Source organism: Bacillus cereus group sp. TH152-1LC (genome assembly GCF_027710505.1).
GTDB classification, from domain to species: domain Bacteria; phylum Bacillota; class Bacilli; order Bacillales; family Bacillaceae_G; genus Bacillus_A; species Bacillus_A mobilis.
In genome coordinates, this window is record NZ_JAQFNK010000013.1 from 29,799 (window position 1) to 56,476 (window position 26,678).

Consider the following 26,678-nt stretch of genomic DNA (forward strand, 5'->3'; position numbering starts at 1 on the left):
CTTTTTTTCATATATTATAGACCAGCCTGCTCTTTTAAAGCTGCAGCTTTGTCTGTACGTTCCCATGTTAGATCTACATCAGTACGTCCGAAGTGGCCGTAAGCTGCTGTTTGTTTGTAAATTGGGCGACGTAAGTCTAGCATTTTAATAATACCAGCTGGGCGAAGATCGAAGTTGTTACGAACTAGTTCTACTAGTACGTCTTCAGATACTTTACCAGTGCCGAATGTATCAACTGAAATTGATACTGGTTGTGCTACACCGATTGCGTATGCAAGTTGTACTTCTGCTTTGTCAGCAAGACCAGCTGCTACGATGTTTTTCGCAACATAACGAGCTGCATATGCTGCTGAACGGTCAACTTTCGTTGCATCTTTACCAGAGAATGCACCGCCACCGTGGCGAGCGTATCCACCGTAAGTATCAACGATGATTTTACGTCCTGTTAAACCAGCATCACCTTGTGGTCCACCAATTACGAAGCGACCAGTTGGGTTAATGAAGAATTTCGTTTCTCCATCCATTAATTCTGCTGGAACTACAGCTTTAATTACATGCTCTTTTAAATCGCGATCGATTTCTTCCCATGTAACATCTGGATGATGCTGTGTAGAAATTACGATTGTATCTACACGTACAGGTTTACCATTTTCATCATACTCAACTGTAACTTGCGTTTTTCCATCCGGACGTAAGTATGATAATGTGTCATCTTTACGTACTTCAGTTAAACGGCGAGCTAATTTGTGAGCAAGCGAGATTGGAAGTGGCATTAATTCTTGTGTTTCATTACATGCGAAGCCAAACATTAAACCTTGGTCTCCTGCACCAATTGCCTCAATCTCAGCGTCAGTCATTAGACCTTCGCGTGCTTCTAGCGCTTGGTCAACACCCATAGCGATGTCAGCAGATTGCTCATCGATAGATGTTAAAACTGCACAAGTTTCTGCATCGAATCCGTATTTTGCGCGTGTGTAACCAATGCCTTGAATTGTTTCACGAACGATTTTTGGAATATCTACGTAAGTAGAAGTCGTAATTTCCCCCGCTACCAATACTAAACCAGTTGTTACAGTTGTTTCACAAGCTACACGTGCATTAGCGTCCTTTGATAAGATCGCATCTAAAATTGAATCAGAAATTTGGTCACAAATTTTATCTGGATGTCCTTCAGTTACAGACTCAGATGTGAACAGATGACGTTTTTTTGTCATGTGGTAAACCTCCCTACAGTAATTGTATATATTGTACGGAACTCATCCTTAATTTGCCACAAACTGCGACATACATTTATTCTCCCACACAAGCATACAGAAAAACCTTTCCTACTTTACATAGAGGAAAGGTTTAATTTGCTACTTGCATACTGCTTTTTGCCCTTTGCTCTTATCGTTCGAGACCGTTAGCCTCGCACAGGTTTTAGCACCTATTCACCTGTATTTACCACTACAAGTGAGGTTGCTGGGCTTCATCGGGCCTGTCCCTCCGCCAGCTCGGGATAAGAGAGTATCCGTCCCAACCTATACTAAAGAAATGATATTCATTTGTCAATTAATATTCACATTTTCCTGAAAGTTTTTCTCAATACGCCTGAAATGAAATATTAATAAGGAAATAATGCATTCACACAAACAAAAAGAAATAAATAGTATACATTATTTATATAATTGTGTTATACTCTTGTTGGGGATTACGAGAAATATTTCATTAAATGAAAAGGATGGTATATAAATATGAGTACTGTGAATGTCCAAATTGGTTTACACGAATTATTGAACGGAAGCAATGCACAGATTCAACTAAGTGTTCCGCAATTAGTGGAAAAAGTATTAATGCGAAATGAAGGGAAATTAACTTCTACTGGTGCCGTTTCTGCTTCAACAGGAAAATATACAGGACGTTCTCCTAAAGATAAATTTATTGTGAAAGAAGCATCGGTTGCTGACAAAATTGCTTGGGGAGCAGTGAATCAACCGATTTCTGAAGAACATTTTAATAAATTATATACTAAAGTTTTAGAATACTTAAAAGAAAAAGAAGAGTTATTCGTCTTCAATGGATTTGCAGGCGCTGACCGCAATTACCGCCTACCAATTCAAGTTATTAACGAATATGCATGGCACAATTTATTTGTACATCAATTATTTATTCGTCCAACTGAAGAAGAATTAACAACTCATGAATCAGAGTTCACAATTGTTTCTGCACCGAATTTCAAAGCTGATCCAGCTGTTGACGGTACAAACTCTGAAGCATTCATTATGGTTTCATTCGAAAAACGTATCGTACTAATTGGTGGTACAGAATACGCTGGAGAAATGAAAAAATCAATCTTCTCTATTATGAACTTCTTACTACCTGAACAAGATATTCTTTCTATGCATTGCTCTGCAAACGTAGGTGAAGAAGGAGACGTAGCACTATTCTTCGGTTTATCTGGAACAGGTAAAACAACATTATCTGCTGATCCAAACCGTAAATTAATCGGTGATGATGAACATGGTTGGTCTGATAACGGTGTATTCAATATTGAAGGCGGTTGCTACGCAAAATGTGTAAACCTTTCTCACGAGAAAGAACCACAAATTTTCGATGCAATCAAATTTGGATCTGTTTTAGAAAACGTTATCATTAATAACCAAACGCGTATCGCAGACTACAACGATACTACTTTAACAGAAAATACTCGTGCTGCATACCCTATGCATGCGATCGACAATATCGTACTGCCAAGTGTTGCTGGACACCCAAATACAATCATTTTCTTAACTGCTGATGCATCTGGCGTATTGCCTCCAATCAGTAAGTTATCAAAAGAACAAGCTATGTATCATTTCTTAAGTGGTTACACTAGTAAACTAGCAGGAACAGAGCGCGGCGTTACATCTCCGCAAGCAACATTCTCAACTTGCTTCGGTTCACCATTCTTACCACTTGATGCATCTCGCTATGCTGAAATGCTTGGTGAAAAAATCGAGAAACACGATGCGAAAGTATTCTTAGTAAACACTGGCTGGACTGGTGGCGAATACGGCGTTGGTAAACGTATGAACTTAGGTTACACTCGTGCAATGATTCAAGCAGCATTAAGCGGCGAACTTGCGAAAACAGAAACAGCTAAACATGACATCTTCGGTCTTGAAGTTCCACTTCACGTACCAGGTGTACCTGACGAAGTGTTAATGCCTGAACAAACTTGGGCTGATAAAGCTGCTTACAAAGCAAAAGCAATCGAGCTTGCGAGCGAATTCAAAGAGAACTTCAAAAAGTTCGACAGCGTTTCTGAAAATATTATTAACTTAGGCGGTCCAATCGCTTAAGTACAAACTTTCTGTTGGAATAACCCTTTTACTCATATGAATAAGTGTCGTGTAACCGTAAAGTTCCGCGTACTCACCGACAAAACCCAATGCGGCTTAACGGTTATACACACTTACATAAAAAAGAAGCTTACGTTTTTACGTAAGCTTCTTTCTATATCTTCTCTCTTCATCCGTGATGTAGTTCGGAAAAATTACAGAAAATTCATTTTATAACCATTCACTTTTCATTTTTTATGATAAAATTTACATATACAGGAAAGGGTGAGTCCTATGAAAAAATTTTCTCGTACAGGAAAAATTTTATTCAGTTACGGAGCGATTCAAATGTTTTGGGGACTTGTGATGCTTAACGTTAATTTATTTGAGCATACAAGTGAAACGAGAAAATATATTATTCTAATTACCGGAATAACTTGTTGTATTATATCCAACCTTTTTAAAGAACCCGAGAATCATACAAATACGTGATTTCATGTTAACTTATTGGAAGCAGCAACCTGTATTTTATAAAAAGTTACGCTTCCTGTTGTACTATCCATCACTGAATCACTTATCCCAGAGTAAGCCCATTTCCACACAGACAATTCACAGCTTCGAACATATAAATTATATCCCTACTCACTACATCTCTCTGGTTTCACATCGCATGGGGCTAAAAAAGGCCCTGACCTCTTCTATCCTTCGCCGGATCCTCTATTCCATCTAAAAGAGGCTTTTATCTTTTTATCTTTTTAGCTCTTCGTTAATTCTTCCTCATCTTTCATACTATAGTAGCCTAAATTCACAACGATTAAGAAATAACCGCCCAGAATCCCTACTGCAAATGCCCACATAACCATGTGGTGCTCAATTTCGTACATAATAATAGCACCTAAAATAGCAGCTGCAAAACGATTAAACATACCGAGCGTCGGTGCTTTCGTTTTCTTTACGATACTATCTCCAAGCTTCTCAATTCGTCTCCCTAAAAGCCAAACGCAATACATACTTACAATCAGTCCAATTCCTGCACCTAGAAAATGAGCTGAAAACGGCGTTAACATCCAGCCTAGTAAAAGAAAACCTAGTAAATAATACGATTGAATTTTAAACGATCTTAATGACATACTAATCATGCTGTTCTCCTCTTCGGTAATTTTTACCCCGCATTAACGGGCAGTACGACCCTCACCTCAAAATTCAGTGGAGGCAAAGAAGTTAAGTGGGGGCTCAACTGCCCGTAAAAGCCCGATTAGTTCAACTAATAATCAGTGGGGGATGAACAACCCCCCCACTGATTAAAGTTTCACTTTATCTATCCAACAAAAGCTGTATAACTCAGTTCTTTCGAGTTCATACTACTTAAAATTCATTTCACTCAAATTAAAAACAACATAAACAGTTTGTTTATGTTGTTTTTAATGTTTTCAGGAAATAATATTATACAAGATTTCAAACATCATATTCTCATAATTTGTGACGTTTTTCCAAACATTTTTCGTCCATTTATGAAAAAAGTGATATCAATCTATGAACATACGGATATGATGTAATAAGCACACAAATAAAGGGGGCGTCTAATGATTTATTTTTTAATGGCTCTCATTCACCTCATTATCCCTGCACTTATTGGACTTTCATTGTATTGGTACACGAAAAATCACAGTATTTTTTACGCTGTCCTCGGTGTTCTTCTTCCAGGTATTATTCTTATCACACTCTTCCGTATTCCATTTTTAAACTTAATTCCTCTTATTACTGCTATCTTATTTCTCGTCTTCTTACCAAAAATAAAAAAATAGGAAAGCAGATCATAGGTGATCTGTTTTCCTATTTTGATATAGGTTTCCCCGCAATAGAATGAACTTTTACTTTCTCCGATTTCACAAACCATAGACCGAAGAAAATAATAATGCCACCGATTATTTGTTGAAACGATACATATTCATTTGCCCATACAGCTGCAAATAAAACAGCTACAAGCGGCGTTATATACATATATACCATCGTATGTGACGCGCCAATTTTTTGAATACCAACATACCACATTACTAAACCAAATACTGTTACAAAGAAAATGGAATATAGTAAAGCGAATAGTGTCATTTCGTGTGTAATTTGAAATGGCATTATAAATACATGTGGTCCACTTAACAATAAAAGCGGAATCGCGCCAACTAATGCTGACCATGCGGTAACACGTAGTGCTGAATATTTTGTAATTAGTGGACCTGCTAAAACAGGATAAAGTCCCCAACATATTGATGTTATAAGTCCAATTCCGTTACCATAAAAAGAACTAGCAAGTGAATGTCCTGCTACTAAAACTAATGCTGCACCGCCAAAGGCAATGATAGAACCAATGAGCTTTCGAGAAGAAAACTTTTCTTGTTTCAAAAAAATAGCAAATACAGTTGTAAAAATAGGTGAAATAGAAATGAGTAATGAGGCATTTGTAGCGGACGTATATTTGACAGTTTCCATAAACAATGTTTGATACAGTACAATACCTACAACGCTAACGATGATTAACCTAGGTATATCCTTTCGCTCCATATAAACCGACTTTTCAATAAAAAATGTAAGGAGTAACATAAGCGGTGCCGCCGATATCATCCGAAGTGCAGTAAACTCAATTGCTGTAAATTCTAAAAGTCCATATTTCGCAATCGTAAAATTTATCCCCCAAATAGTAACGACTGTTAAAATTAAAAACTCAATCCCCCATCTTCTCATGTGTATCCCCTCCGCACATAAGATTATACAGAAAATTCAATCATATGTACATTTCATTATGTGAAAAAATCTTCCTATCGTATGGAGAGGTTTGCTTTGTTTGACACATGCAATTATATTAGCGATTTTTCGAATATATCAGCGCAACTCAAATTATATCGGCGATTTTTTAAATATATCGACTTATACAATAAAAAAGGTAGTTCCAAAACATATTTTGGAACTACCTTTCCTTTACTACACTCGAACGTGTAACTTCATATTTGGATTATAAAATTGACTCGGACTCTTCAGTTGAAAAGTTCCTCCACCTTCATGCCAATCAACCGTTAACTTATCATCCATAAATACAAGCTTTGTGCGATCTGCAATAAAATTCATTACGCTAGATTCGATATCCACATCGCGCTCATCTTTTTCTGCTACAGCTACTAAATCGATAATTCCACTCATAACACAACCGCAACCTTCATTATCATAAAATAACTTTATATATTTCGCTTCATTTGGAATCGTATCCATAATCTTTTTATATGCTGCTTCTGTTACAGTAACGTACATATGTTAATGTTCATCCTCTCTCGTATCATTCATATATTGTACCACTATTTTTCTAAAACATTGTATACAGAAAATTAAGACTAATATACAATGTATGTCATAAAGGAGGTTGTATTATCACTTATGTTCAAATTACTGCGATACCCCATCTTCTTAGGTCTACTCGGTAGCTTTTTTACTTCTAGCGGAATGGTATTACAACATATACTTCCCTATTCTCCTTCTATTGGCTGGATTTCAGGCTTTATTTGTTTCCTATCCGCTTCCTATTTTGCTATAAAAAATACGAAAAACTAACAAGGCAGGAATTCTTTTAAACAGGAGAAACAAATATGTCACTCATCGTTAGATCTAGCACAATCTCATTCTCCCCTATTTTTGAAATCTAGACATACAATACGATCGACCACACAAAACTATAGAATCCATAATATATATATAGTAGTTCTATTTTTAAAATAGATTTTCAAAATATAGAAAGGAGAACGTACATGTACCCACGTAATTGTTTTAGTTGCGACGGCAGACGTAACAGTGGTTCTAACGGAAACACTGGGCCTACAGGCAGTACCGGTCCCACTGGTAGCACCGGCGCTACCGGAAGCACTGGACCTTCCGGAGCTGGCTTACAAAGTACTACCGCCTTTAGTCTAGCAGCCGCTTCCACCTATAAAACAGGACAAGTTGTCACTTATACGAGCAGCGGCTATGTTGTAAAAAAAGATGCCCCTCAAGGGTTTCCGAATATATCTCCAGATTATATCGTATTAGTAGAAAGTGGACCTACGGGTATCACTGGACCTTCTGGGAATACTGGACCTTCTGGTAGCACTGGCTCTACTGGTAGCACTGGACCTTCTGGTAGCACTGGACCTTCCGGTAGCACTGGACCTTCTGGTAGCACTGGGCCTACGGGGAATACTGGACCTTCCGGTAGCACTGGCTCTACTGGCATCGCTGGGCCTTCTGGTAGCACTGGACCTTCTGGTAGCACTGGGCCTTCTGGTAGCACTGGACCTTCTGGTAGCACTGGACCTTCTGGTAGTACTGGGCCTTCTGGTAGCACTGGACCTTCCGGCATCACTGGACCTACGGGAACTGCCGGTAGTACATCAGCAAAAAGTATTGTTTTTCAAGGAACAAATGCTGGTTTTCAACGTATAGCGGGCTCTCCTGGAATTGACTCCAATGTTATTCCATATGTCACTGCCGGAGCCGGTAGTATAGTTGGATTTGCTGCGTCTATAAATGTAAATAACTTACCTGCTGCTGTTTATACGATTGATATTTGCAGGAATGTCCCTACAAACCTCACTGCCCCTACTGCTAGTTACATCCTATCTACCATTACCTTAACTACTACTGACAAAATTACCGGAACTATAGTATTTTCAATTAAACCGACAGATACTGGATCAGGACAAATTCAAGTGTTTAACCCCACTCCAGCGGTAGGTCCCGCTACTGTAACTTGGACTAGCGTTACAACTGGAAATCCCATTTCGAGAGGAGATGCTATCTCCCTTTATATTAACCCTGGAATTACTGCCAGTGCTGTATACTCAATTTTTCTAATCACTAATATTTAGCCCCCTCTTAAAAGTGATTTATTTAACAAAAAAGACCCCAATAATCGGGGCCAACAAATAGAAACATAAATGAATTAAAACAAATAACAGACAAGTTCATTATATACTATCATTGTAAATATATCCATATTTTGGATTTTTAAATTATATACACTATGTTAATGCAACTAACTTTCCTACCTTTATCAACATGTCTTCCTCTCATCCACGATAAAAAAGGGAGATCACGCTCAAATAAGTGATCTCCCTTTTTAAAATATTTTTTATTACATCGGCAACATAACCTTCACCGTCGTTCCAACCCCAACTTCACTTTCAAAACTCATTTTACCGTTGTGGTCTTTAATAATTTTTTCTGTGACTACTAACCCTAAACCTGTTCCTGTTTCTTTCGTTGTGTAAAAAGCTTCATTTAGCTTCGGAATTTTGTCTTTTGGAATGCCGCAACCCTCATCCTTAACTTGGACAATGATTGCATCTTCTACAGTCACTTTAATCGTAATCGTTCCACCAACTGACATTGCTTCAATTGCATTTTTAATTAAATTAAAAAATACTTGTTTTAATCGTTTTTCATCGCATATAATCGATGGTATGTCTTTACTATAAATACCTTGTATGTGCACTCCTTGCTTTAAAGCAGGCTTTCCCATAACTCGAATAACATAAGCGATAATTTCTTCTATATTATGAATTTCTGATTCTGGTGATTTAGATTTCTCAAATCCACTAAGTTCTGTAGCGATTGTATGAATGCGTTCTACTTCTTGTTTCATAATATCACTATATATTTTATCCTCAGGATATTTATTTGCTTGCTTATTCACAAATTTATCTAGATTCGCTAAAGGTCCTCTAATTTTGTAGCCAATAACTGTTGCCATTTTCCCAACCGTTGCTAGTTTTTCTGTTTGTTCTATTTCTTTATCCATCATCTCAAGCGTACGGATGTAAGACTGAAATCTCAAAAACATAATCCAACATATGATAGTAAATACGCTATATAATGCCATTGGGATTATAACGAGTGACGATTGAATCATGATTCCTATAAGAGCATACTTTCCAACAAGTATCCCCGTAACTAACCAAAAATACCTTTTGTTCACAAAGATTGGTGCAAATAAAATAAAAAATCCTTCTACTATGTTCCCACCATCAAACTCAGCGTCACTACCGTAATAAATCATAAAATTATGGATAAAATCTAATAGATTATATCCAATTAGAATAATATATTTTACTGCAAATGGATTTCTCCATTTCATAAAGTATATTCCAGTGCAAAATAAGATCACCATCAGAAAATAGAGCCATAACCCTAAACCATCTTCGAATTTCCCTACTCCTTCTTGCTCCCCTCCTATTAGAGGTACAATAAATTCGTAGGCAAGATCGTATACAAAAAATATAATAAAAAACAAACTTAAATATATTTTCAGCGCCTTGATTTCTTCATTTTTAAATATATCATCTTTATTCATATGGTAACTCCTAGCTTTTCTCCCACTTGGATTTCATTATTTCCACACTTTTTTGGAAGAATAATATCTATTCTCGTTCCCTTATTTCTTTCACTTGAAATATGTAATTCACCAAGGTGTTCGTTGACAATACGATCTGCTACAGTAAGTCCCAGGCCAATTTTATCTTGTTTCGTTGTATAAAAGGCCTCTTTAACACGCGCCAAATTTTCCTTCTTAATACCGTAACCATTATCAATTACACTTAGGACTACATAATCTTGTCCTTCATTGTCTAATCTTAAATCTAAAGTGCCACCTTGCTCCATTGCCTCCAGAGCATTTTTTATGACATATAGCACGACTCCTCTTATTTTCCGCTCATCACATTCAACTTCTATCGCCTTTTCTTCTACACTAGAAATAAGCTGAACGCTAGATTCATTCATTTTTTCGCGAACAATCGTTACTGCTTGTAATGCAATTTCTCCTATATTATGTTTCTTATAAATAGAAGGTTTACATGTAGCAACTTCCATCAACTCACTTATCATACTATTCATATTTTCTATTTCAAAAATCATCTGTTTGTAAACAGGATCCTCTCCATGCTTCTCTCGTTGTAATTGCGTAAATCCTTTTAATGAAGCAAGTGGATTTTTAATTTCATGTCCTACTGTCGCTGCCATTTTTCCGACTACTGCTAATTTTTGTGATTCACTAGCAATCTTAATACTTTTCTTTACCGCTGAAAGGTATTGTATAAATCGATTTAAAATGATGTATGCCGCTATTAATACGAGTGTATACATAATGAGGAACATAAACGCTTTTACTTCCTCTAATACAAATAAATAAATTACATATTTCCCCACAATAGTCGAAAGTACAAACACAAAATACTTTTTATTTAAGAATATAGGTACAAAGAAAATGAGAATAATTTCTATTATATTTACCGCATCAAATACCGCTTTATTATAAAGCATATACGAAAGTATATTAGCCATTTCTATCCCTATGTATGCAAATATACATGCATATTTGACAAGAGGTGCTTTCTCTTTTTTTATTAAATAGATATTTGCACCCAGTATTGCTGTTCCGCAAATAACTTGCCATATTATGCTATGCCCCTTATCCATGAGTGATTTATTTTCTAATAAGATTACATAGAAAATTTGGTATAAAACAACAATGACATACAGCACCCACAAAAAGATTTTGGCATTCCTTTCTTCTTCTTTATATGATAGAAAACTTCCTTTCACTTCAACACCCCTTCAAAATAATATCTCGAAGAATACCATTTATTATAATAAATGATTTTCATAGACAAACAAAGATAAATCGAACATTTGAGGAAAATCATCCCAATAAAGCAAAGTATCTTCAGGCTATATATAAGCATAAAAGCTATAAACAATAATACGTATATTATGGGAGGTGTTTTATATGGACGGCAAAAAAAATAAAAAAACAGAACAATTGGAAGCCTTCACCCGCGAGAATGAAGGCAAGAAAATGACGACAAATACAGGTGTTACAATTTCAAATGATGAAAACTCTTTAACCGTTGGTGATCGTGGCCCTACTCTTCTAGAAGATTTCCTAATGCGAGAAAAGCTTGCTCATTTTGACCGTGAACGAATTCCTGAAAGAGTCGTTCACGCACGTGGATATGGCGCACATGGTATATTCGAACTATATGAATCTTTAGAAGAGCTAACAATGGCCGATTTTTTACAAGACCCTTCAAAAAAAACACCCCTTTTCGTTCGCTTCTCTGAAGTGGCTGGATCAAAAGGGGCGAATGAAACAAATCGAGATGTACGAGGGTTCGCCGTTAAATTTTATACAGAAGAAGGAAATTTTGATTTAGTAGGAAACAATATCCCGATTTTCTTCATCCAAGATGGCATTAAATTTCCTGATCTTATTCACGCCCTTAAACCTGAGCCGCATAATGAGATTCCCCAGGGACAAACGGCACATGATACATTTTGGGACTTCATCGCCAATAACCAAGAATCTGCTGCGATGATGATGTGGATTATGTCTGATCGTGCCATTCCAAGAAGCTTTCGAATGATGCAAGGATTTGGTGTTCATACATTCCGCTTAGTGAATAAAAATGGAAAGTCGCGATTCGTAAAATTTCACTGGAAGCCGAAGCTCGGCATTCATTCATTAATTTGGGATGAAGCTCAAAAATTAGGCGGCGCTGATCCAGATTACCATCGCCGTGATTTATGGGAAAATATTAATGCTGGAAACTATCCGGAGTACGAACTTGGCATTCAAATTTTAGAAGAAGAGGATGAATTTAAATACGATTTCGATATATTAGATGCGACGAAAATTTGGCCTGAAGAAGATTTCCCTGTTAAACTCATCGGAAAAATGACATTAAATCGCAACGTCGATAATGTATTCGCTGAAACGGAACAAGTCGCACTTCATCCCGGAAGTATCGTCCGCGGTATTGATTTCACCAATGATCCACTCTTACAAGGTAGGCTCTTTTCTTATACTGACACTCAATTAGCACGCGTCGGTACCAATTATCAAGAATTACCGATTAACCGTCCGGTATGCCCATTTCATAACAACCAAAGAGATGGTGCCTCTAAATATATAATTGATAAAGGAAAAGTCGCTTACCATAATAATTCCTTAGCAAATAACACGCCTTACACGGTCCCCGGTACAAAGGGTGGGTTCGTTACATATCCTTCCACTGTATCAGGGCATAAAACGAGAGAAACAGCCGCCAGTTTCAAAGATCATTTCTCTCAAGCACGTTTATTTTGGAATAGTATGAGTAACGTCGAGAAGGTTCATATTATGCAAGCCTTCTCCTTTGAATTAGGAAAAGTAAAAAGTAAATCCGTCCGTCAACAAGTCGTAAATATGATTGGTCATATTAGTACTGAATTAGCTACGTTAGTCGCTGAAGCGGTCGGAGCAAAAGTCCCAAATATTCAAGAATCGAGCGTTACGAAATCATCGCCAGCACTCAGTATGGCAAATACGACATTTAGTCCTAATACATTACGAGTAGGTGTCATTGTTGCAAATGGATATGACGGACAAAACGCGCAATATATACTAAATCAATTCAAACAAGTTGGGTTGCAGCCGGTGATTGTTTCCGAGCGGTTAGGTATTGTGCAAGGAACACAAAATGTACGCTGGGACGTGAATGATACTTTTTTAACAGGATCCTCACTTCTTTATGACGGGCTACTTCTTATTGGAGGAAACCTTGATGAAAAGTTTCTTAATAAAGCGACTTCATTTGTCGTAGAATCCTATAATCACTTTAAGCCCATTGGTGCCTTCCAAAATGGATCTACTGTTATTCAATCTTTAAATATTAACGGAAAGCCTGGTGTCTTAGTAGAACAGAACCCTACGCTCCTGGCGAATGCATTTATTAAAGCTATGACGAAACAACGCTTTTGGGATAGAGCATATGAATAGGTTAGGGGGATAATTTATGTTTGTTACGGTCGAGAAAGATGTGCATATTTTTGTGCAAGACGTAAATCCCGGACCCGGTAGTAAAACTGTGTTCTTCGTCCATGGCTGGCCTTTAAATCATCAAATGTATCAATATCAACTCAATGTGTTACCACAGCACGGGTTCCGCTGCATCGCTATGGATATACGTGGGAACGGGCAATCTGATAAACCGTGGACCGGTTACACATACGATCGTTTAGCAGACGATATCGCCATTGTTCTAGAAGCACTTCAAGTGGAAAATGCTACATTAGTCGGTTTCTCAGTAGGTGGTGCTCTTTCTATTCGGTACATGTCCCGCCATAATGGCCATCGCATTTCTAAACTTGTATTAGTCGATGCAGTTTCCCCCTCTTTCGTTAAAAATCAAGAATCACCCTATGGTGTCCCAAAAGAACAAGCAGATACCCTCATTAATCAAATGTATGTCAATATGCCCAAATTTTTAAATGATGTATCTTTATCATTTTTTAATAGAAACTTAGGTTCTGCTACGTTAGAATGGTTTTCTTATCTCGGTATGCAGTCTGCCTCCTACGCTCTCATCAAAATCTTGCAAGCAGCCGCAAATGAAGATGTAACGAAAGATTTAAGTAAAATTAACGTCCCAACAAAAATATTCCACGGTGTTCACGATCAACTTATCCCTTACAAAAGTGCTGAACTCACGCAAAAGCGGATCAAAAATTCTCAGTTATATCCTCTTACAAATAGCGGTCACGGCTCTCCAATCGATCAAGCGGATGAATTAAATGAAGAACTTATAAAGTTTTTGCATTCATAAAAATCTATGCCAAATCGTTTTGATAGGAATGCCGTTTTTGAAAAGAATAAAATTCACATATTTCTCACAAATCAATTAATAAAACGATTACCTGTACATTTATACTAAATGTACAGGTAATACTCCCTAAACCCAGCTTGTCTGGTTACCCCGTTAAATACTATAAAAAAAGAACTTGTATCGTTATACAAGTTCTTTTTGTTTTTCTATTTAAAAAGTATACTTTTACTATACTGCTTTCCAGCAAGTAAATCATATTGAATCATTTTATATTGCTCTAACATTTCTTGTTGTTCCTTTGTTAAATCTGTTATCTCTTCTCCATCTTTATTAACCTTTAACTCATCTCTAAGAACTGGTATTTCTTTATGCATTTCCGATAAAAATTGATAAAACGGTGATTGATTTAGTCCTGCATAATCAAAAACAAGACTAGAAAAATAAATTGGGCTTACTAAACCTAAATTGTCATTTGGCAAATCAAAGTTTGCATACATTAACAATGGTGTTTCTGACATAATTAATCTTTCTCTTACCGTCTCTTCATCTTCTATATATCCTGCTTCTTTATAAATAGATTTATTAGTTCCTAACATAGGTAAATGGTCTCCAAAGAAGACTAATAACGTAGGTCTGTCTAAATCATCAAGCTGCTCGATTAAATATTGCAACGCTTCATCAGACAATCTTACCCCTTCTGTATATGCCTCTAATTCTGCCTTCGATTCCTCTTCTGTTAATCCACTAATTTCTACTTTATTTTCTCCAAACATATTTGGCGTATACGGAAAATGATTTTGCATCGTCACCGCATGAATAAACGTAGGTTGTTTTCTCTTCTTTAATTCATCTATGATTTCTTTACTCATAGATAAATCACCAATATTATCTCCAACTACTTCTGTATTTTTCATCGTGTCTTCTGCATTAAAATTATCAAATCCCAATGTTTTATAAACATCATCCCTTTTATAAAACGATCGATTATAAGTATGAATTGCACTTGCATAATACCCTTGTTTTTTCAATTCACTTGCAATAGATGGAACTTCTTTCTGACTTGGGATAGCTTGTTGATATGGTATAGAACCAGGCATTAAAAGACTCATCGAGTAACTCGTTAATGCTTCAAATTCTGTATTCGCTGTATTCCCTCCAAATGTAGGAGCTATCGTTTGTCCCCCTGGGAAACTCTCTGTATAATGATGTAAATTCGGCACTGGATCTTCGCTAAATGACAGATTCGTTAATTTTGTCGGATCCCAGAATGCTTCACTCATAATAAATATAATATTCGGCTTCTCTGCCTTTTTTTGCGCTTTTACTTTACCACCATATTGCTTCTCTATATCCTTTGCAATTTGCTGCATATTTTCTTTTGAATATTCTTTCGGCTCTTTAATGACTGTCGTATCTAAGTTGCTTAAAAAGCCTATAACAAAGCCATTCACCTTATAATTTGCGGCTTGATTCCACGCGCGGATGTCTACTCCACTTTTTATAAATATATTATTCATAAAGGTAGTAGGATAGTTACTATATCCATACAACATAAACGCAGAGCCGCATATTAAAATAATCCTCATAATAATATGTGATTTTATAACTGGAATATACTTTCGTATATACATAATTACAAATATAATCAAAACAATGCCCACTATTGCCAGAAACATATTCCAAACACTGAAATAATCCATGACCATCGGTATAACGGAATTCATATGACCAATCTGTGTAAAATCAGATGGGTAGAATGGTTCTCCTCTAAAAATGAGTTTAAAATGGTTCACCATCACAAAAATAAGTAAGACTATGCTAGTTATCGTTGTACTTAAGAAAACTCTTCCAAGCAAATTATATGCAAAAACGTATACCATATAAATAAATAACAGGCTTAATATATACTGTCCATATTGTAAATACACCCATGTATTTACTACTATAAGGTTCATATCCTCCTGCACTACGATATACATCCAATTCATTGTATGAGCAATTAAAAATAATACGACATAAACTCGAATAGCCGGCCTAAGCTTATGACTGATGCCTTTATTTAAATGAATGATGTACAGTAGTACACTCCACAAAACGATAATGAGTATACTTATCTGTATTGTTCCATTGAAAAATTCTTTAGTTCTCTCAAATTCGAAAGACCTTAACATAACAAAGAATAGCGTTTCTAAACAGATCGCCCACATTCCGCTAAGAATGATAGAAATTAATAGATTCTTTCTCGGTTGTTGAGCCGAAAAACTAAAATGAAATTCATCTCTTCTTCGTCGCTGTGTAAAAACATTAAAACGCAATTGATTCCCTCTTTCCTTTACCCCTTCGTCTCGCATCAACAAACATATTGTCCTATACAAAATACCATATTTGTATACAGCTAGTCTCCCTATGTGCTTATAATATACACATGTATCCTTAATTTCCCCTTAAAAATACAATGAAACTGTAATGAGTCCGCCCCATTCAAGGTTGAATGGGATAAACCTTCTTCGCTCTATATTCTAGCAGCATAAAGTGAAACTTTAATCAGTGGGGGGGTTCTTCATCCCCCACTGATTATTAGTTGAACCAATCGGACTTTTATGGGCAGTTAATCCCCCACCTAACTTCTTTGCTTTCGCTGCATTTTGAGGTGGGGGTCTTACTGCCCATTAAAGCGGGATAAATGAACTATGCTTCACAAAATTATTACCAATAAGAAAAGAACCTACCAGCACTGACAGGTTCTCCTTCATTCTAACAGACATGAACATATGTATTATATAAGAGAATACATCCATACTTTCCATATAATACATACAAGTACGATAACTACAAAATCAAAAAGATCTAATCTCGGGCCCTTTTTCATATTCATCTCGAGCCACATATGAACCCATTTTATTTTTGTATATTTTTGAATGTGTTTCTTTGCAAATCGATAAATGAGTACTTGCATAATAAAAAATCCGACTACGAAAATGAATAAGAAAATGAGAAAATCGACCACAAAATTCCTCCCTATTTTTGCAGCGATTTTTCTACTATTTGATTTCTCAAAACCCACTCTTCAAATTGAGCACTTCCAAATTCCCAACTAAGATCCCGAGCATGTACAGAAAAAACGTAATGACCAGCATATTCGTCCATAAATCTACCTGTCTCAATCTCATCTTTCTGAAGACCATATGCCCCAAAATTAAAATACACATCCCACACGTCTTCATTCTTCCGCTTATAAGCAATCGATTCCATATCACATTCTGTTCCGAAATAATCAAGATGTAAATGTACGCTATCATCATATTCGTACTCCATTTTATCACCCCTTATATTTGTACTTCTTTATCACCCAAAAAATTCCTGCTATCCACACTCACATATGGGCACTTACCTACATATCATGCTTGTAGAGTGACTTCTAGGAGGTGTCATATAGTGAAAAAATTTATAGCTGTTTTTTGCATCATGTTACTAGCTGTTTTCACATTTGCTGCTTGCAGTAGTAAAAAAGAAGGTACGAAAGAAGCAACGCAAAACATTCGCGTTGGTGAAGTTACCCATTCTCTCTTCTACGCCCCGTTATATGTCGGGATTGAAAAAGGATTTTTTAAAGATGAAGGATTAAATATTGACCTCCAAACAACAGCTGGCGGAGATAAAACGATGACCGCCCTATTATCTGGCGGAATTGATATTGCTCTCGTCGGTTCTGAAACTTCCATTTACGTTCATCAACAAGGTGCAAAAGACCCTGTCATTAACTTCGCACAACTTACACAAACAGATGGAACATTTTTAGTTTCGCGTAAAAAATTAGACTCATTTAATTGGAATGACGTAAAAGGTGTTACTTTTTTAGGACAGCGTAAAGGCGGCATGCCGCAAATGGTTGGAGAATACGTTTTAAAGAAAAATGGTATTGATCCTCACAAAGATACAAACTTAGTTCAAAACATCGAATTTGCTAACATTGCAAATGCCTTTGCATCTGGCACTGGAGAATTTGTACAGCTCTTTGAACCGACTGCAAGTATATTAGAAAAAGAAGGTAAAGGTTACATCGTCGCTTCGTTCGGAAATGAATCTGGAACTGTTCCGTATACAACGTTCATGGCAAAAGAAAGTTTCTTAAAGAAAGATAAAGATGCTGCTGAGAAATTCACACGTGCGCTCTATAAAGCACAACAATGGGTTGATACACATAGTCCAGAAGAGATTGCTGATGCCCTGTCTCCGTTATTTAAAGACACTTCAAAAGACATTACAGTAAAAGTAATTGAACGGTATAAAAAGCAACATTCTTATGCGACAAATCCGCTATTAGATGCTGAAGAATGGAAACAACTCCAAACGATTATGAAAGAAGCTGGCGAATTACAAAAAGAAGTTCCACATGAAGCGCTCGTCAATACAAAAATTGCCGAAAGCGTTATTAAGAAATAGAGGCGAAGTGTATGAGTTTTTTACAAATACGTAACGTTTCTCACTGCTTTTTCGCAAAAGAGAATGCTAAGTTGATTCTCGAAGACATGAGTTTACAAGTGGAAAAAGGAGAATTTATTTCTATACTCGGCCCAAGTGGTTGCGGCAAAACAACACTCCTCTCCATTATTGCTGGGCTGCTTGATCCAATTGAGGGCATCGTCTTTTTAGATGGTGAGCCCATTACAACGAAAACTTCATCTATGGGGTATATGTTGCAGCAAGATTACTTGTTCCCTTGGAAAACAATTGAAGAGAATATTATGCTTGGACTTCACACCCGAAAAATTTACAATGAACAGACGAAAGAACACACTTTACAACTTTTAAAACAAGTCGGTCTACATGATGTAGAAGAGCAATACCCTCGTGAACTGTCCGGTGGTATGCGTCAACGTGCCGCTCTCGTTCGAACGTTAGCGACCGATCCGAAAATTTTATTGCTAGATGAACCTTTTTCGGCTCTCGATTATCAAACGAAGTTGAAACTAGAAGATCTCGTCTTCACATTATTACGTAACTATAAAAAAACATCACTACTTGTAACACACGATATTGAAGAAGCCATTGCGATGAGTGATCGTATTTATTTACTGCAAGCAAACCCTGGAAAAATTGCGAAAACATTTATCGTCCCAGAAAGCATCCGTTCCTTATCACCGTTAGAATCACGCCACCACCATGATTTCCCATCCCTCTTCCAAGATATATGGAAGGAGCTGGAGCGACTTGGATAATATAAAACAACTACATGAACAGTTTCGGAAGAAAGAACGCAAGCGCGCATGGTTAGCACGGTCTTTACAGCTTTTACTGCTCATTCTTTTCTTTGTACTATGGGAAATAGCTAGCAAAAAAGAGTGGATTGATCCTTTACTCTTTAGCTCTCCTTCAAGCATTTGGGATCTCTTCCTTAGTAAATGGATTGACGGTTCGCTTTGGGTTCACATATGGACGACATTACTTGAAACAGGAGTAGGCTTCATTCTTGGAACAGTGCTCGGCGCTATTATCGCTACTTTTCTTTGGTGGATGCCGCTTCTCGCCCGCGTACTCGATCCCTATCTCGTCGTCCTAAACGCCATGCCAAAAGTGGCACTTGGACCTATTATCATTGTAATCTTCGGTCCAAATATTTCTTCGTCGATTGCAATGGGCGTAATTATTTCCATCATCATTACCATTCTCGTTATTTACAGTGCATTTCAAGAAGTCGATTCTAACTATATAAAAGTGATGGACACATTTGGCGCAAATAAATGGCAATGTTATAAACAAGTAGTTCTCCCTGCATCCTTCCCAGCAATTATTTCAACGTTAAAAGTGAACGTTGGTTTATCGTGGGTCGGTGTTATATTCGGTGAACTTCTCGTCTCTAAACAAGGTCTTGGCTACTTAATTAGCTACGGATTCCAAGTATTTAATTTCACGCTCGTCTTACTGAGCGTACTACTCACCTGTGTCCTCGCAACACTTATGTATGTGTTTGTTGAGGCATTTGAAAAACTTCTAATTGGGAAACGAAAAAGAAGCTGACTTAGAGCGATAGACTATAGTCAGCTTCTTTCTTTACCTTTTATCACACATCTTTGTTTCATTTGTAACGTTGCCATCCGCGACTGTAACTGTATGGAAACAATCTTTCACACGTACTGTAACGACATTTTCTTTTCGATCTATTACATGATAATCATCATACTTTTTATTTAATGCACTACGAATTTGCTCTCCTTCAAAAATCGGAAAACCGTGAGACATTACCCAAATGAGACCAGCAACCGCAAGAATCGTTTTCATACGTTTCATTACCTCCTTGAGAGTAAACTTATAGTCCCTACAATATGCGCATTATAATTGTGTCTAATTTGTGACATTTTTATACTAATTCTCTTTTAAAGCTTCAGTTCCTTCTTCTTTTTTATAAAAGAGACAGAATTTTCAATTTTATCAATGTGAAAAAACGCAAAGAACTAAAATTCTTTACGTTTTCTTGGCTTACATATATAACTCGCATTAGTGTCCACTTTGTTGTTCTAACGTTTTCGAAACATCATATAATCCCGTCAACACTTCCGCTCTCATTTTTACAAGCTCAGGGAACTGATAGAAGAACGCAATTTTTTTATACTTTAACTCCGATCCTTCTTTCACCTTTTTGGAATCTTGCAAAATAAACGCTGTAAACGTATCTGCAATATCTTCCGCTACATTTGTCGTTCCATACTGCGATACAAATTCCTCATGCTTTTCCTTAAAAAATTCAATTTGAGCTTCTTCACTTTCTTCCACTTTCTTTTCTGTCCACTCCTGCTCAATATCCTTCCAGAAAGAGTTATAAAATTGATTAATATAAGATTTCCCCCTCGCACACCCCTCTTGTAAGAACAGCATTTCACAGTTACTTCTGTAATTTGAAATATCTTTATCTTCGTCAAAATCCTTCAAATACTTTTCATCTACTGGTATTTGCTTATGCCCAAGCGTCAACACATGAGCCGTCTCATGAATTAATGTTTTCATCACTTCATCGATATTTACAGCAGAATCCAGTATATCTAAGCTTAGAGTCCAATCTTTCGGATTCTCCATACTAGGCATAACGTGGGCAACAACGCCGTCATAACCGTCCGTTATTAAATCGAATTCTGTTATATTCCCGCGATATTTAGCTGGGATCAGAGTGCGGTACATATCCCATAAATCTTCATGATAACCTCTATCTTGCCGTTGTTGTAGCACCTCTTCTTTCGCTTCTTTATCTTCAGCAAATACTTTATTTAAACGTTTCCGTTCTATTTTTTCAAAATAAGGATCTACAATTTCATCACCATCGATATAATACGATGCTAAAAAGAAATAATTTTCGTCATCCTCTTTTTTCTGCGCTACCTCTTTCATATCCGCACTTTTATGCTCTTCTATATCATAATCTTCTACTGCTTCAAGCTCAGATAATCCATCTATTTTTTCATATACTTTTTGAAGTTTCTTATCTCCTATTTTCACGCATTCTTCTTCTGCCTTACAAACTTCTTTTTCCTTCACACTCTTCATAGAACTATCGCATCCTGTTGTTAAACCAATTGCAACGACAAACCCTACTAACTTGCCATACAGTCTCTTCATATAAACCTCCGTCGTTCCATTCTACAAAAATATCATAATCAATTTCTAACGACTATGCGATACTTAATTATACAAACTGCAAAGAGATTTTCCGTGATTCGAGCAGTCTTCTTCGACTTAAATTGGCGCCAGCCTCTAGAAAATTATATGAGCGTTTTTTCGAATATATCGACCACAACTCAAATTATATCGGCGATTTTTTGCAATATATCGACTTACCGACAAAAAGTGAAAATAACAAGAGGAGATCGCTACTCTAGCGCCTCCTCTTCCTTTATGATTCATATACTGTAAACTGCGGTTTACTCGGATGATCTTTCACTTGCGCATCATCTGGAAACTTTGAAACTTTTCTATATAGGGCAATGTCGCCGATACAACCCACTGTTAGTAAAATCCCTAAAAATGAGATGGATTGCATATTCGTAGCTAACCCGATTACAATTGGCAAAATGCCAGTTGGTAAAAATGGCAGCATTAACACTTTTTTCATTTGCTTTACTGTAATCTCCTGTTTAGAATGCGCATATGCAACACCTAATTTCCAATTTACACCCCATTTCAGTTCACTCCACGGCACACCACCGATATAGCGAAATCCTATTAAATGTATCGCTTCATGAATACAAACAAGAACAATCATTGCGATAATAAAAAGAAACAGGGTTGGTAACGTAATTTCAATTTGAAACCCACCTGAAAGAAGTGAATGTAAAAAACTAACTCCTATCGCCAGAGCGAATGCTATACAACATGAATAGAAATTTAATTTCCCCATCGAAACAGTAACAGTCGTTTCTTTTCTTTTCTCCATCTTTCCCCTCCTAAAATGTAAATATATCTTTACAAAATTGTATAATATATCCAAAATAATATAAAGATATATTTACATTTATTCTTACACACAAAAAAAAAGAAAACGGCTACTTTACTTCGTAAAACAGCCGATTTCTTCTATATGTTTCATCGTACGTGCCAATACATCGTCACGCATTATAAAGCTAAATTTTCTATCCGTTTTAATGTTGTCAGGAATGTCTGTTAATAAAACAGATCCTTTCGTTTCTTCGTAATGCGTATGTTCTTCTACCGCACTAATTGTTGCAAAATAAATGTTTTTAATGATTATTTTGTCTTTTCCAGATACTTTATATTGTCCTAAGTAAGTTAAATCAGAAACTATGCCGCCGGTTTCTTCATGAACCTCTCGAACTGCCGCTTCTTCCGGTGTTTCCCCGAGTTCCACTTTACCACCTGGAAATTCAAGACCGCGACGTAAATGATGCGTTAATAACCATTGATCCCCGTACCGGCATACAACCCAAACATGCTTTGGCTCAGGAGAAAATGGATAACGTTCAAACGATAATTGTACAGTGTTGTGGTAATAATCTTTAAATTTGTACATGCCATTACTCCCCTATTGATGGTTACAAGTTTTTCCTACCACAAATTGTAGCATATTCTCGCTTTTCTGCATAATATTATCCAATTACAATCCATTGATTATTCCCATTTGCGCGACTAATTCTTTCGTCTCATGATTTCCTAAATCGTAAATCATTTTATATGCTTTTTGTAGTTGTTCATCATATCGGTCATTATTTGAATCGTGATGATACTCAACAAACGGAACGTGAGAACGTACAAATGAACCTAAATCCTCTACATATGCTTGATCGAAGTACTCTCTTAACTCCGTAATTTCCTCATCACTTGCGGAAATCTCAAAATTATACGTATCCGCCGTCTTCACTTGTGAAATTTGACCGTTTCCTATTGATATATAATATGTTTTTTTCGTCTCCATGTAACACCCTTCTTTCATCCTTTTAATTTCTATTGTTTTCATCAATTACAAAATTATGTAAAATAAAGAGAAGGAGGGATTTTATGCTCAAAATATTAATTATCGGTATTATAATCGTCCTAGTCATACTAGTACTCTCCGTCATGACGATTAATAAAGGCTACGCTTATAAACATTCTGTTGATAAGCCAGAAGATAACCCTTATACAAAAAACAGCAAGAAGAATTCATAATACGCTTCGTATACTACTTATTTAGCAAACGTCATATACAGTATTCGTTTACTGGCAGGTCAGCATAACTTTCTATCACTTTCACAATTTCTATTAAGTGCTTTACTGTTTGTTATTACCATTAAACAAATAAGGAAAAAGGATTCATTATTATTATTCTCATTATCAACTATATAAAATAACTGGAGGTATATATGCTAAAAGGGGTACAGATTACTTTTGCACTTATCGCTTTATGTATAGCAATCTATGGATTTTTTACTGGCAATAGAGAAATCATGCCTTATATGTTCATTTTCTTAGGATTAATGGCTTTCACTGTAGGGCTAGGAGAAATAAAACAAGACAGAAAATCTAGCGGTATACTCGCTTTCATGGCTGGAGCTGGTGCTTTATTTCTTAGTTTCTCAGAACTATTCCGGTAAGTAGTCTATTTAAAAGGTGGAGATTTATATGCTAAAAATCTTTCGCATTATATCCGCTCTTATTGTCATCGCTCTCGCTCTATCCGGAATGTTGACAAACGCACTTGTTACAATGCCTTATATGCTCCTCGCCTTATCTATTATGACTTTCATCATGAGTGCAGAAGAAAAACAGAAACAAAAGAAAGTACACAGTACACTCTCCTTCTTTTCTGGCGTATTCACTTTAATCGTTGCTATTATAATTTTTGTCTCTCGGTAATTATTTTTCTACTAGGAGGTTCAAATGCATATAAGAAAATTACAGCTAACCATCGTTTTTATTACGTTGATCTTATGTTTATACAGCACATTTACAATGAACTTTCAAATCTTTTCACCTATCATTTTGCTCCTCTTTAGTTTATATGGCATTTTAGTAGGAATTGAGACGATTCAAAAACAGCAAAAACAAATTGGAGCTATTAGCATCGGTTTAAGTCTTTTTACGATTGTTTTTGTTATTCCATTTATCATGTTCTTTTAAAGGAGGATTATATGTTAAAAAACATTCGAATTATAATCGCCACTATCGCACTTATTCTCGCCCTATTTAGCTTCTTCGCAAACCTCTCTATGCTGTTACCATACGTTTTTATCCTTTTGAGTATTATGTTTATCCTTTTTGGAATCGATGAAATAAAAGAGCGGCAACAAGCAAAAGCATTTGTTTATTTTCTCGGTTCTGCCTTTATTTTATATGTTGGGGTGTCTAGTATACTTTCATAAAAAAAGAAGAGCATTTCAGCTCTTCTTTAACTCACCATTTTCAATCCAATAATCGTCCCCATAATTCCAATGATACAAATAATCCGAAAAGCATTTTTCGGCTCTTGAAAGAATAAAATACCGACAACTGCTGCACCAAGCGTCCCAATTCCAGTCCAAACTGCATATGCAATTGATAACTGTATTTCTTGAAGCGCCATCGTTAAAAATTGAAAGCTAATAATAAATCCACCTATTAAAATAATATTATTCGTCCAATTATTATCTTTTGCTACTTTCTTTATCCCAATTACACCGACAATTTCAAAAAGCCCAGCTATAATTAAATACATCCACGCCATTTTATTTCACCTCTTCCTTGTCGCCACTAAATTTCAATCCGATAATAAATAGTGCTAATAAACAAACAAGGAAAATTTTAATAAACGAAAATGGCTCTTTAAAATACACAATATCTACTACTATCGTTCCAACTGTCCCAATTCCAGTAAATACTGCATATGCGGTTCCAATTGGGATTCTTTTCGTTGCTTCAATTAATAGATGAAAGCTAGCTAAAATTGCAATAAGTGTCAAAATACTCATCGAATTTGTTTTTAATCCTGTTGCCCAATATATTTCGATTAAGCCGCCAAATACTAAATACAGCCACGCCCTATTTGTACTAATCTCCTTTTTCTTTTGCACTTCTTCTTTTACCTCTTGTCGTATTTCTTGTTTTGAAGAGCTACGTTTCTTTTTTGGAAAAAGAATGTAAGACATCGCCCATATAAAATGAATCATAAGTACCGATGTCCAAACACTGACAATGGTATTAATAGTTTCATTTTGATAAAAGCCGATTCGTTTATTCAAAATCCATTCTTTCATATGAAGAATATAAGATCCACTTGGTAACTCTTGAGCTGGTACAAGCCCTATTACAAAAATAAATAAAAGCTGTGCAAGAATGAAAATGCCCACATGTTTATAAAAGTATTGCCGTTCTAATCGTGCATGCTCCTTTCCATATAGCTTCTCTTTTTGCATAGCTGTCATTTATCTTCCTCCTTTTTCAAATAACACTCTACCATTTCATCTATATACTTCATTGTTTCTGAATCAAGTCCATATACTTTTGCAATCTCTCCCTCTTCAGGTCTAATTAATTCCCAATACTTATTTATTAATTGTTCATCTTCTTGAAATACATGCATAGAAAAACCCACTACTTTTTCCGCCAATTGTTGAACTTCCGGTGAATCTACTGGTTCATTTATACACTCGCGAATTTCTCTTAATACTTGCAACCACTCTTTCGTTCTTTTATCATTTTCTTCAAATGTTGGTAAGCCCTGAATAATCTGCTGCTCTTCCTCATTAAAATACCTTTTCCAAAATTTCTCCCTCTGATCAATTCCCTGTACGGATTTTATAAATAACATTAAATCTTCTGTTCTAAGCTCCCCTGTTAATTCAATAGAATGAAATGTTGTATATAGTAGCTTTTCTAAATCCTGTAATCTTTTTACTTCCCCTTGTATCGTTTGAATTTCATTTTGAATCGCATTCTTCCATCTTTCTTCTTCTAAAATCCCCTTTTCTTCTTTTAATACTTCTTTTATTTCTGAAAGCTTAAAACCAAGCTTTTTAAAAGTTGTGATTTGCTGCAATGTAATTACATCATCTTTTGAATAGTAACGATATCCTGAATCGGCAACGTACGATGGTTTTAACAACCCAATTTCCTCATAATATCTAAGTGTTCTCGTCGTTACATTCGTTTCTTTTGAAATTTCGCCAATGCTATACTTATCCATCATTTCCTCCCTTTACTTTATTTATCTCTACTATAAACTTTGATGTATACGTTAAAGTCAATACTCTTCATA

The 26,678-nt window shown here is 36.1% G+C and carries 32 protein-coding genes and 1 riboswitch; of the genes, 15 read left to right on the forward strand and 17 right to left on the reverse strand.

The window, feature by feature from the left end; genetic code table 11:
- Positions 1–14 precede the first annotated feature (14 nt).
- Complete coding sequence (metK, locus tag PDL00_RS23315) at positions 15–1,214, reverse strand: methionine adenosyltransferase (RefSeq protein WP_000163113.1); 1,200 nt, start codon at positions 1,212–1,214, stop codon at positions 15–17.
- Positions 1,215–1,383: 169 nt separating this feature from the next.
- Positions 1,384–1,505, reverse strand: a riboswitch (SAM riboswitch).
- Positions 1,506–1,733: 228 nt separating this feature from the next.
- Here metK and pckA point away from each other — a divergent pair.
- Together pckA and PDL00_RS23325 are read left to right on the forward strand one after the other, a co-directional pair.
- Positions 1,734–3,320: a phosphoenolpyruvate carboxykinase (ATP) gene (gene pckA, locus PDL00_RS23320; RefSeq protein WP_242257356.1), complete on the forward strand. Its 1,587-nt coding sequence runs from the start codon at positions 1,734–1,736 to the stop codon at positions 3,318–3,320.
- 273 nt (positions 3,321–3,593) lie between these two features.
- A complete protein-coding gene (locus tag PDL00_RS23325; RefSeq protein ID WP_242257357.1) occupies positions 3,594–3,791 on the forward strand; it encodes a hypothetical protein in 198 nt (65 codons plus the stop codon).
- 263 nt (positions 3,792–4,054) lie between these two features.
- Here PDL00_RS23325 and PDL00_RS23330 read toward each other — a convergent pair whose 3' ends face one another.
- Entirely contained in the window at positions 4,055–4,438 is a 384-nt protein-coding gene (locus PDL00_RS23330; protein WP_000624932.1) for an ATP synthase subunit I, read from the reverse strand.
- Positions 4,439–4,882: 444 nt separating this feature from the next.
- Between PDL00_RS23330 and PDL00_RS23335 the strand changes: the two genes are divergently transcribed.
- Positions 4,883–5,104, forward strand: coding sequence for a hypothetical protein (locus PDL00_RS23335; protein WP_000639043.1), 222 nt, complete (start codon positions 4,883–4,885; stop codon positions 5,102–5,104).
- Positions 5,105–5,132: 28 nt separating this feature from the next.
- Here PDL00_RS23335 and PDL00_RS23340 read toward each other — a convergent pair whose 3' ends face one another.
- Complete coding sequence (locus tag PDL00_RS23340; protein ID WP_270731346.1) at positions 5,133–6,038, reverse strand: DMT family transporter; 906 nt, start codon at positions 6,036–6,038, stop codon at positions 5,133–5,135.
- A 237-nt stretch (positions 6,039–6,275) separates the two neighbouring features.
- Complete coding sequence (locus PDL00_RS23345; protein WP_166703432.1) at positions 6,276–6,599, reverse strand: iron-sulfur cluster biosynthesis family protein; 324 nt, start codon at positions 6,597–6,599, stop codon at positions 6,276–6,278.
- A gap of 90 nt (positions 6,600–6,689) precedes the next feature.
- On the opposite strand from PDL00_RS23345, the gene PDL00_RS23350 reads away from it, so the two are divergent.
- Both PDL00_RS23350 and PDL00_RS23355 read left to right on the forward strand, forming a co-directional pair.
- On the forward strand, positions 6,690–6,896 hold the full coding sequence (locus tag PDL00_RS23350; RefSeq protein ID WP_270731352.1) for a hypothetical protein: 207 nt from the start codon (positions 6,690–6,692) through the stop codon (positions 6,894–6,896).
- A 194-nt stretch (positions 6,897–7,090) separates the two neighbouring features.
- Positions 7,091–8,188, forward strand: a complete 1,098-nt coding sequence (locus PDL00_RS23355; RefSeq protein WP_270731356.1) for a collagen-like protein — start codon at positions 7,091–7,093, stop codon at positions 8,186–8,188.
- A 266-nt stretch (positions 8,189–8,454) separates the two neighbouring features.
- Here PDL00_RS23355 and PDL00_RS23360 read toward each other — a convergent pair whose 3' ends face one another.
- Together PDL00_RS23360 and PDL00_RS23365 are read right to left on the reverse strand one after the other, a co-directional pair.
- Positions 8,455–9,672 carry an ATP-binding protein gene (locus tag PDL00_RS23360; protein WP_242257039.1) on the reverse strand — a complete coding sequence of 406 codons (1,218 nt, stop codon included), beginning with the start codon at positions 9,670–9,672 and terminating at the stop codon, positions 8,455–8,457.
- On the reverse strand, positions 9,669–10,922 hold the full coding sequence (locus PDL00_RS23365; protein ID WP_270731360.1) for an ATP-binding protein: 1,254 nt from the start codon (positions 10,920–10,922) through the stop codon (positions 9,669–9,671). Before PDL00_RS23365 ends, PDL00_RS23360 begins: the two co-directional genes overlap by 4 nt.
- A gap of 184 nt (positions 10,923–11,106) precedes the next feature.
- Between PDL00_RS23365 and PDL00_RS23370 the strand changes: the two genes are divergently transcribed.
- Positions 11,107–13,137: a catalase gene (locus PDL00_RS23370; RefSeq protein ID WP_270731362.1), complete on the forward strand. Its 2,031-nt coding sequence runs from the start codon at positions 11,107–11,109 to the stop codon at positions 13,135–13,137.
- Positions 13,138–13,153: 16 nt separating this feature from the next.
- Complete coding sequence (locus PDL00_RS23375; RefSeq protein ID WP_270731364.1) at positions 13,154–13,963, forward strand: alpha/beta fold hydrolase; 810 nt, start codon at positions 13,154–13,156, stop codon at positions 13,961–13,963.
- 206 nt (positions 13,964–14,169) lie between these two features.
- Here the strand turns inward: PDL00_RS23375 and PDL00_RS23380 are convergent, their stop codons facing one another.
- From PDL00_RS23380 to PDL00_RS23390, 3 genes are all read right to left on the reverse strand, one after another.
- Complete coding sequence (locus PDL00_RS23380) at positions 14,170–16,314, reverse strand: LTA synthase family protein (RefSeq protein WP_270731528.1); 2,145 nt, start codon at positions 16,312–16,314, stop codon at positions 14,170–14,172.
- Positions 16,315–16,739: 425 nt separating this feature from the next.
- Entirely contained in the window at positions 16,740–16,970 is a 231-nt protein-coding gene (locus PDL00_RS23385; protein WP_242257043.1) for a hypothetical protein, read from the reverse strand.
- A gap of 11 nt (positions 16,971–16,981) precedes the next feature.
- Entirely contained in the window at positions 16,982–17,278 is a 297-nt protein-coding gene (locus PDL00_RS23390; RefSeq protein ID WP_000455571.1) for a DUF3986 family protein, read from the reverse strand.
- 120 nt (positions 17,279–17,398) lie between these two features.
- Here PDL00_RS23390 and PDL00_RS23395 point away from each other — a divergent pair, with 120 nt between their 5' ends.
- The 3 genes from PDL00_RS23395 to PDL00_RS23405 are packed head-to-tail and all read left to right on the forward strand — an operon-like array spanning position 17,399 to position 19,981.
- Positions 17,399–18,406 carry an ABC transporter substrate-binding protein gene (locus tag PDL00_RS23395; protein ID WP_242257044.1) on the forward strand — a complete coding sequence of 336 codons (1,008 nt, stop codon included), beginning with the start codon at positions 17,399–17,401 and terminating at the stop codon, positions 18,404–18,406.
- Positions 18,407–18,417: 11 nt separating this feature from the next.
- Complete coding sequence (locus tag PDL00_RS23400) at positions 18,418–19,182, forward strand: ABC transporter ATP-binding protein (RefSeq protein ID WP_242257045.1); 765 nt, start codon at positions 18,418–18,420, stop codon at positions 19,180–19,182.
- A complete protein-coding gene (locus PDL00_RS23405; protein ID WP_270731369.1) occupies positions 19,175–19,981 on the forward strand; it encodes an ABC transporter permease in 807 nt (268 codons plus the stop codon). The genes PDL00_RS23400 and PDL00_RS23405 overlap by 8 nt, the downstream gene beginning before the upstream one ends.
- A gap of 33 nt (positions 19,982–20,014) precedes the next feature.
- Here the strand turns inward: PDL00_RS23405 and PDL00_RS23410 are convergent, their stop codons facing one another.
- From PDL00_RS23410 to PDL00_RS23430, 5 genes are all read right to left on the reverse strand, one after another.
- Entirely contained in the window at positions 20,015–20,242 is a 228-nt protein-coding gene (locus tag PDL00_RS23410) for a hypothetical protein (protein ID WP_000849118.1), read from the reverse strand.
- A 216-nt stretch (positions 20,243–20,458) separates the two neighbouring features.
- Entirely contained in the window at positions 20,459–21,571 is a 1,113-nt protein-coding gene (locus PDL00_RS23415; RefSeq protein ID WP_270731375.1) for a recombinase family protein, read from the reverse strand.
- Between the two features lie 274 nt (positions 21,572–21,845).
- A complete protein-coding gene (locus tag PDL00_RS23420; protein ID WP_270731378.1) occupies positions 21,846–22,385 on the reverse strand; it encodes a DUF3267 domain-containing protein in 540 nt (179 codons plus the stop codon).
- Positions 22,386–22,499: 114 nt separating this feature from the next.
- Positions 22,500–22,979: an antimutator 8-oxo-(dGTP/GTP)ase gene (gene mutTA, locus PDL00_RS23425; RefSeq protein WP_000276386.1), complete on the reverse strand. Its 480-nt coding sequence runs from the start codon at positions 22,977–22,979 to the stop codon at positions 22,500–22,502.
- An 84-nt stretch (positions 22,980–23,063) separates the two neighbouring features.
- Positions 23,064–23,381 carry a hypothetical protein gene (locus PDL00_RS23430; RefSeq protein WP_000448410.1) on the reverse strand — a complete coding sequence of 106 codons (318 nt, stop codon included), beginning with the start codon at positions 23,379–23,381 and terminating at the stop codon, positions 23,064–23,066.
- A gap of 83 nt (positions 23,382–23,464) precedes the next feature.
- Between PDL00_RS23430 and ytzI the strand changes: the two genes are divergently transcribed.
- The 5 genes from ytzI (at position 23,465) to PDL00_RS23455 (ending at position 24,807) form a co-directional block, all read left to right on the forward strand.
- Entirely contained in the window at positions 23,465–23,614 is a 150-nt protein-coding gene (gene ytzI, locus PDL00_RS23435) for a YtzI protein (RefSeq protein WP_000912935.1), read from the forward strand.
- 194 nt (positions 23,615–23,808) lie between these two features.
- Positions 23,809–24,039: a YczI family protein gene (locus tag PDL00_RS23440; protein WP_242257049.1), complete on the forward strand. Its 231-nt coding sequence runs from the start codon at positions 23,809–23,811 to the stop codon at positions 24,037–24,039.
- Between the two features lie 28 nt (positions 24,040–24,067).
- A complete protein-coding gene (locus tag PDL00_RS23445; protein WP_242257050.1) occupies positions 24,068–24,301 on the forward strand; it encodes a DUF3953 domain-containing protein in 234 nt (77 codons plus the stop codon).
- Positions 24,302–24,325: 24 nt separating this feature from the next.
- Entirely contained in the window at positions 24,326–24,565 is a 240-nt protein-coding gene (locus tag PDL00_RS23450; protein ID WP_242241124.1) for a hypothetical protein, read from the forward strand.
- Between the two features lie 11 nt (positions 24,566–24,576).
- Positions 24,577–24,807 carry a YczI family protein gene (locus PDL00_RS23455; protein WP_270731383.1) on the forward strand — a complete coding sequence of 77 codons (231 nt, stop codon included), beginning with the start codon at positions 24,577–24,579 and terminating at the stop codon, positions 24,805–24,807.
- Positions 24,808–24,833: 26 nt separating this feature from the next.
- Here PDL00_RS23455 and PDL00_RS23460 read toward each other — a convergent pair whose 3' ends face one another.
- The 3 genes from PDL00_RS23460 to PDL00_RS23470 are packed head-to-tail and all read right to left on the reverse strand — an operon-like array spanning position 24,834 to position 26,606.
- Positions 24,834–25,148 (reverse strand): DMT family transporter, encoded by a 315-nt coding sequence (locus tag PDL00_RS23460; protein WP_270731385.1) that lies wholly within the window; start codon positions 25,146–25,148, stop codon positions 24,834–24,836.
- Between the two features lies 1 nt (position 25,149).
- Positions 25,150–25,845: a DMT family transporter gene (locus PDL00_RS34760; RefSeq protein ID WP_333563534.1), complete on the reverse strand. Its 696-nt coding sequence runs from the start codon at positions 25,843–25,845 to the stop codon at positions 25,150–25,152.
- Positions 25,842–26,606 carry a MerR family transcriptional regulator gene (locus PDL00_RS23470; RefSeq protein ID WP_270731388.1) on the reverse strand — a complete coding sequence of 255 codons (765 nt, stop codon included), beginning with the start codon at positions 26,604–26,606 and terminating at the stop codon, positions 25,842–25,844. The genes PDL00_RS34760 and PDL00_RS23470 overlap by 4 nt, the downstream gene beginning before the upstream one ends.
- Positions 26,607–26,678: the final 72 nt, after the last annotated feature.

Coding starts and splice junctions, on each gene's coding strand:
- PDL00_RS23445 (WP_242257050.1), top strand. CDS start 24,068: ATGCTAAAAATCTTTCGCATTATATCCGCTCTTATTGTCATCGCTCTC.
- PDL00_RS23350 (WP_270731352.1), top strand. CDS start 6,690: ATGTATGTCATAAAGGAGGTTGTATTATCACTTATGTTCAAATTACTG.
- mutTA (WP_000276386.1), bottom strand. CDS start 22,979: ATGTACAAATTTAAAGATTATTACCACAACACTGTACAATTATCGTTT.
- PDL00_RS23355 (WP_270731356.1), top strand. CDS start 7,091: ATGTACCCACGTAATTGTTTTAGTTGCGACGGCAGACGTAACAGTGGT.
- PDL00_RS23455 (WP_270731383.1), top strand. CDS start 24,577: ATGTTAAAAAACATTCGAATTATAATCGCCACTATCGCACTTATTCTC.
- PDL00_RS23330 (WP_000624932.1), bottom strand. CDS start 4,438: ATGATTAGTATGTCATTAAGATCGTTTAAAATTCAATCGTATTATTTA.
- PDL00_RS23420 (WP_270731378.1), bottom strand. CDS start 22,385: ATGGAGAAAAGAAAAGAAACGACTGTTACTGTTTCGATGGGGAAATTA.
- PDL00_RS23360 (WP_242257039.1), bottom strand. CDS start 9,672: ATGAATAAAGATGATATATTTAAAAATGAAGAAATCAAGGCGCTGAAA.
- PDL00_RS23410 (WP_000849118.1), bottom strand. CDS start 20,242: ATGAAAACGATTCTTGCGGTTGCTGGTCTCATTTGGGTAATGTCTCAC.
- ytzI (WP_000912935.1), top strand. CDS start 23,465: ATGCTCAAAATATTAATTATCGGTATTATAATCGTCCTAGTCATACTA.
- PDL00_RS34760 (WP_333563534.1), bottom strand. CDS start 25,845: ATGACAGCTATGCAAAAAGAGAAGCTATATGGAAAGGAGCATGCACGA.
- PDL00_RS23370 (WP_270731362.1), top strand. CDS start 11,107: ATGGACGGCAAAAAAAATAAAAAAACAGAACAATTGGAAGCCTTCACC.
- PDL00_RS23400 (WP_242257045.1), top strand. CDS start 18,418: ATGAGTTTTTTACAAATACGTAACGTTTCTCACTGCTTTTTCGCAAAA.
- PDL00_RS23460 (WP_270731385.1), bottom strand. CDS start 25,148: ATGGCGTGGATGTATTTAATTATAGCTGGGCTTTTTGAAATTGTCGGT.
- PDL00_RS23340 (WP_270731346.1), bottom strand. CDS start 6,038: ATGAGAAGATGGGGGATTGAGTTTTTAATTTTAACAGTCGTTACTATT.
- PDL00_RS23390 (WP_000455571.1), bottom strand. CDS start 17,278: ATGGAGTACGAATATGATGATAGCGTACATTTACATCTTGATTATTTC.
- PDL00_RS23375 (WP_270731364.1), top strand. CDS start 13,154: ATGTTTGTTACGGTCGAGAAAGATGTGCATATTTTTGTGCAAGACGTA.
- PDL00_RS23325 (WP_242257357.1), top strand. CDS start 3,594: ATGAAAAAATTTTCTCGTACAGGAAAAATTTTATTCAGTTACGGAGCG.
- pckA (WP_242257356.1), top strand. CDS start 1,734: ATGAGTACTGTGAATGTCCAAATTGGTTTACACGAATTATTGAACGGA.
- PDL00_RS23345 (WP_166703432.1), bottom strand. CDS start 6,599: ATGTACGTTACTGTAACAGAAGCAGCATATAAAAAGATTATGGATACG.
- PDL00_RS23440 (WP_242257049.1), top strand. CDS start 23,809: ATGCTAAAAGGGGTACAGATTACTTTTGCACTTATCGCTTTATGTATA.
- PDL00_RS23470 (WP_270731388.1), bottom strand. CDS start 26,606: ATGGATAAGTATAGCATTGGCGAAATTTCAAAAGAAACGAATGTAACG.
- PDL00_RS23430 (WP_000448410.1), bottom strand. CDS start 23,381: ATGGAGACGAAAAAAACATATTATATATCAATAGGAAACGGTCAAATT.
- PDL00_RS23415 (WP_270731375.1), bottom strand. CDS start 21,571: ATGAAGAGACTGTATGGCAAGTTAGTAGGGTTTGTCGTTGCAATTGGT.
- PDL00_RS23335 (WP_000639043.1), top strand. CDS start 4,883: ATGATTTATTTTTTAATGGCTCTCATTCACCTCATTATCCCTGCACTT.
- PDL00_RS23450 (WP_242241124.1), top strand. CDS start 24,326: ATGCATATAAGAAAATTACAGCTAACCATCGTTTTTATTACGTTGATC.
- metK (WP_000163113.1), bottom strand. CDS start 1,214: ATGACAAAAAAACGTCATCTGTTCACATCTGAGTCTGTAACTGAAGGA.
- PDL00_RS23380 (WP_270731528.1), bottom strand. CDS start 16,314: ATGCGAGACGAAGGGGTAAAGGAAAGAGGGAATCAATTGCGTTTTAAT.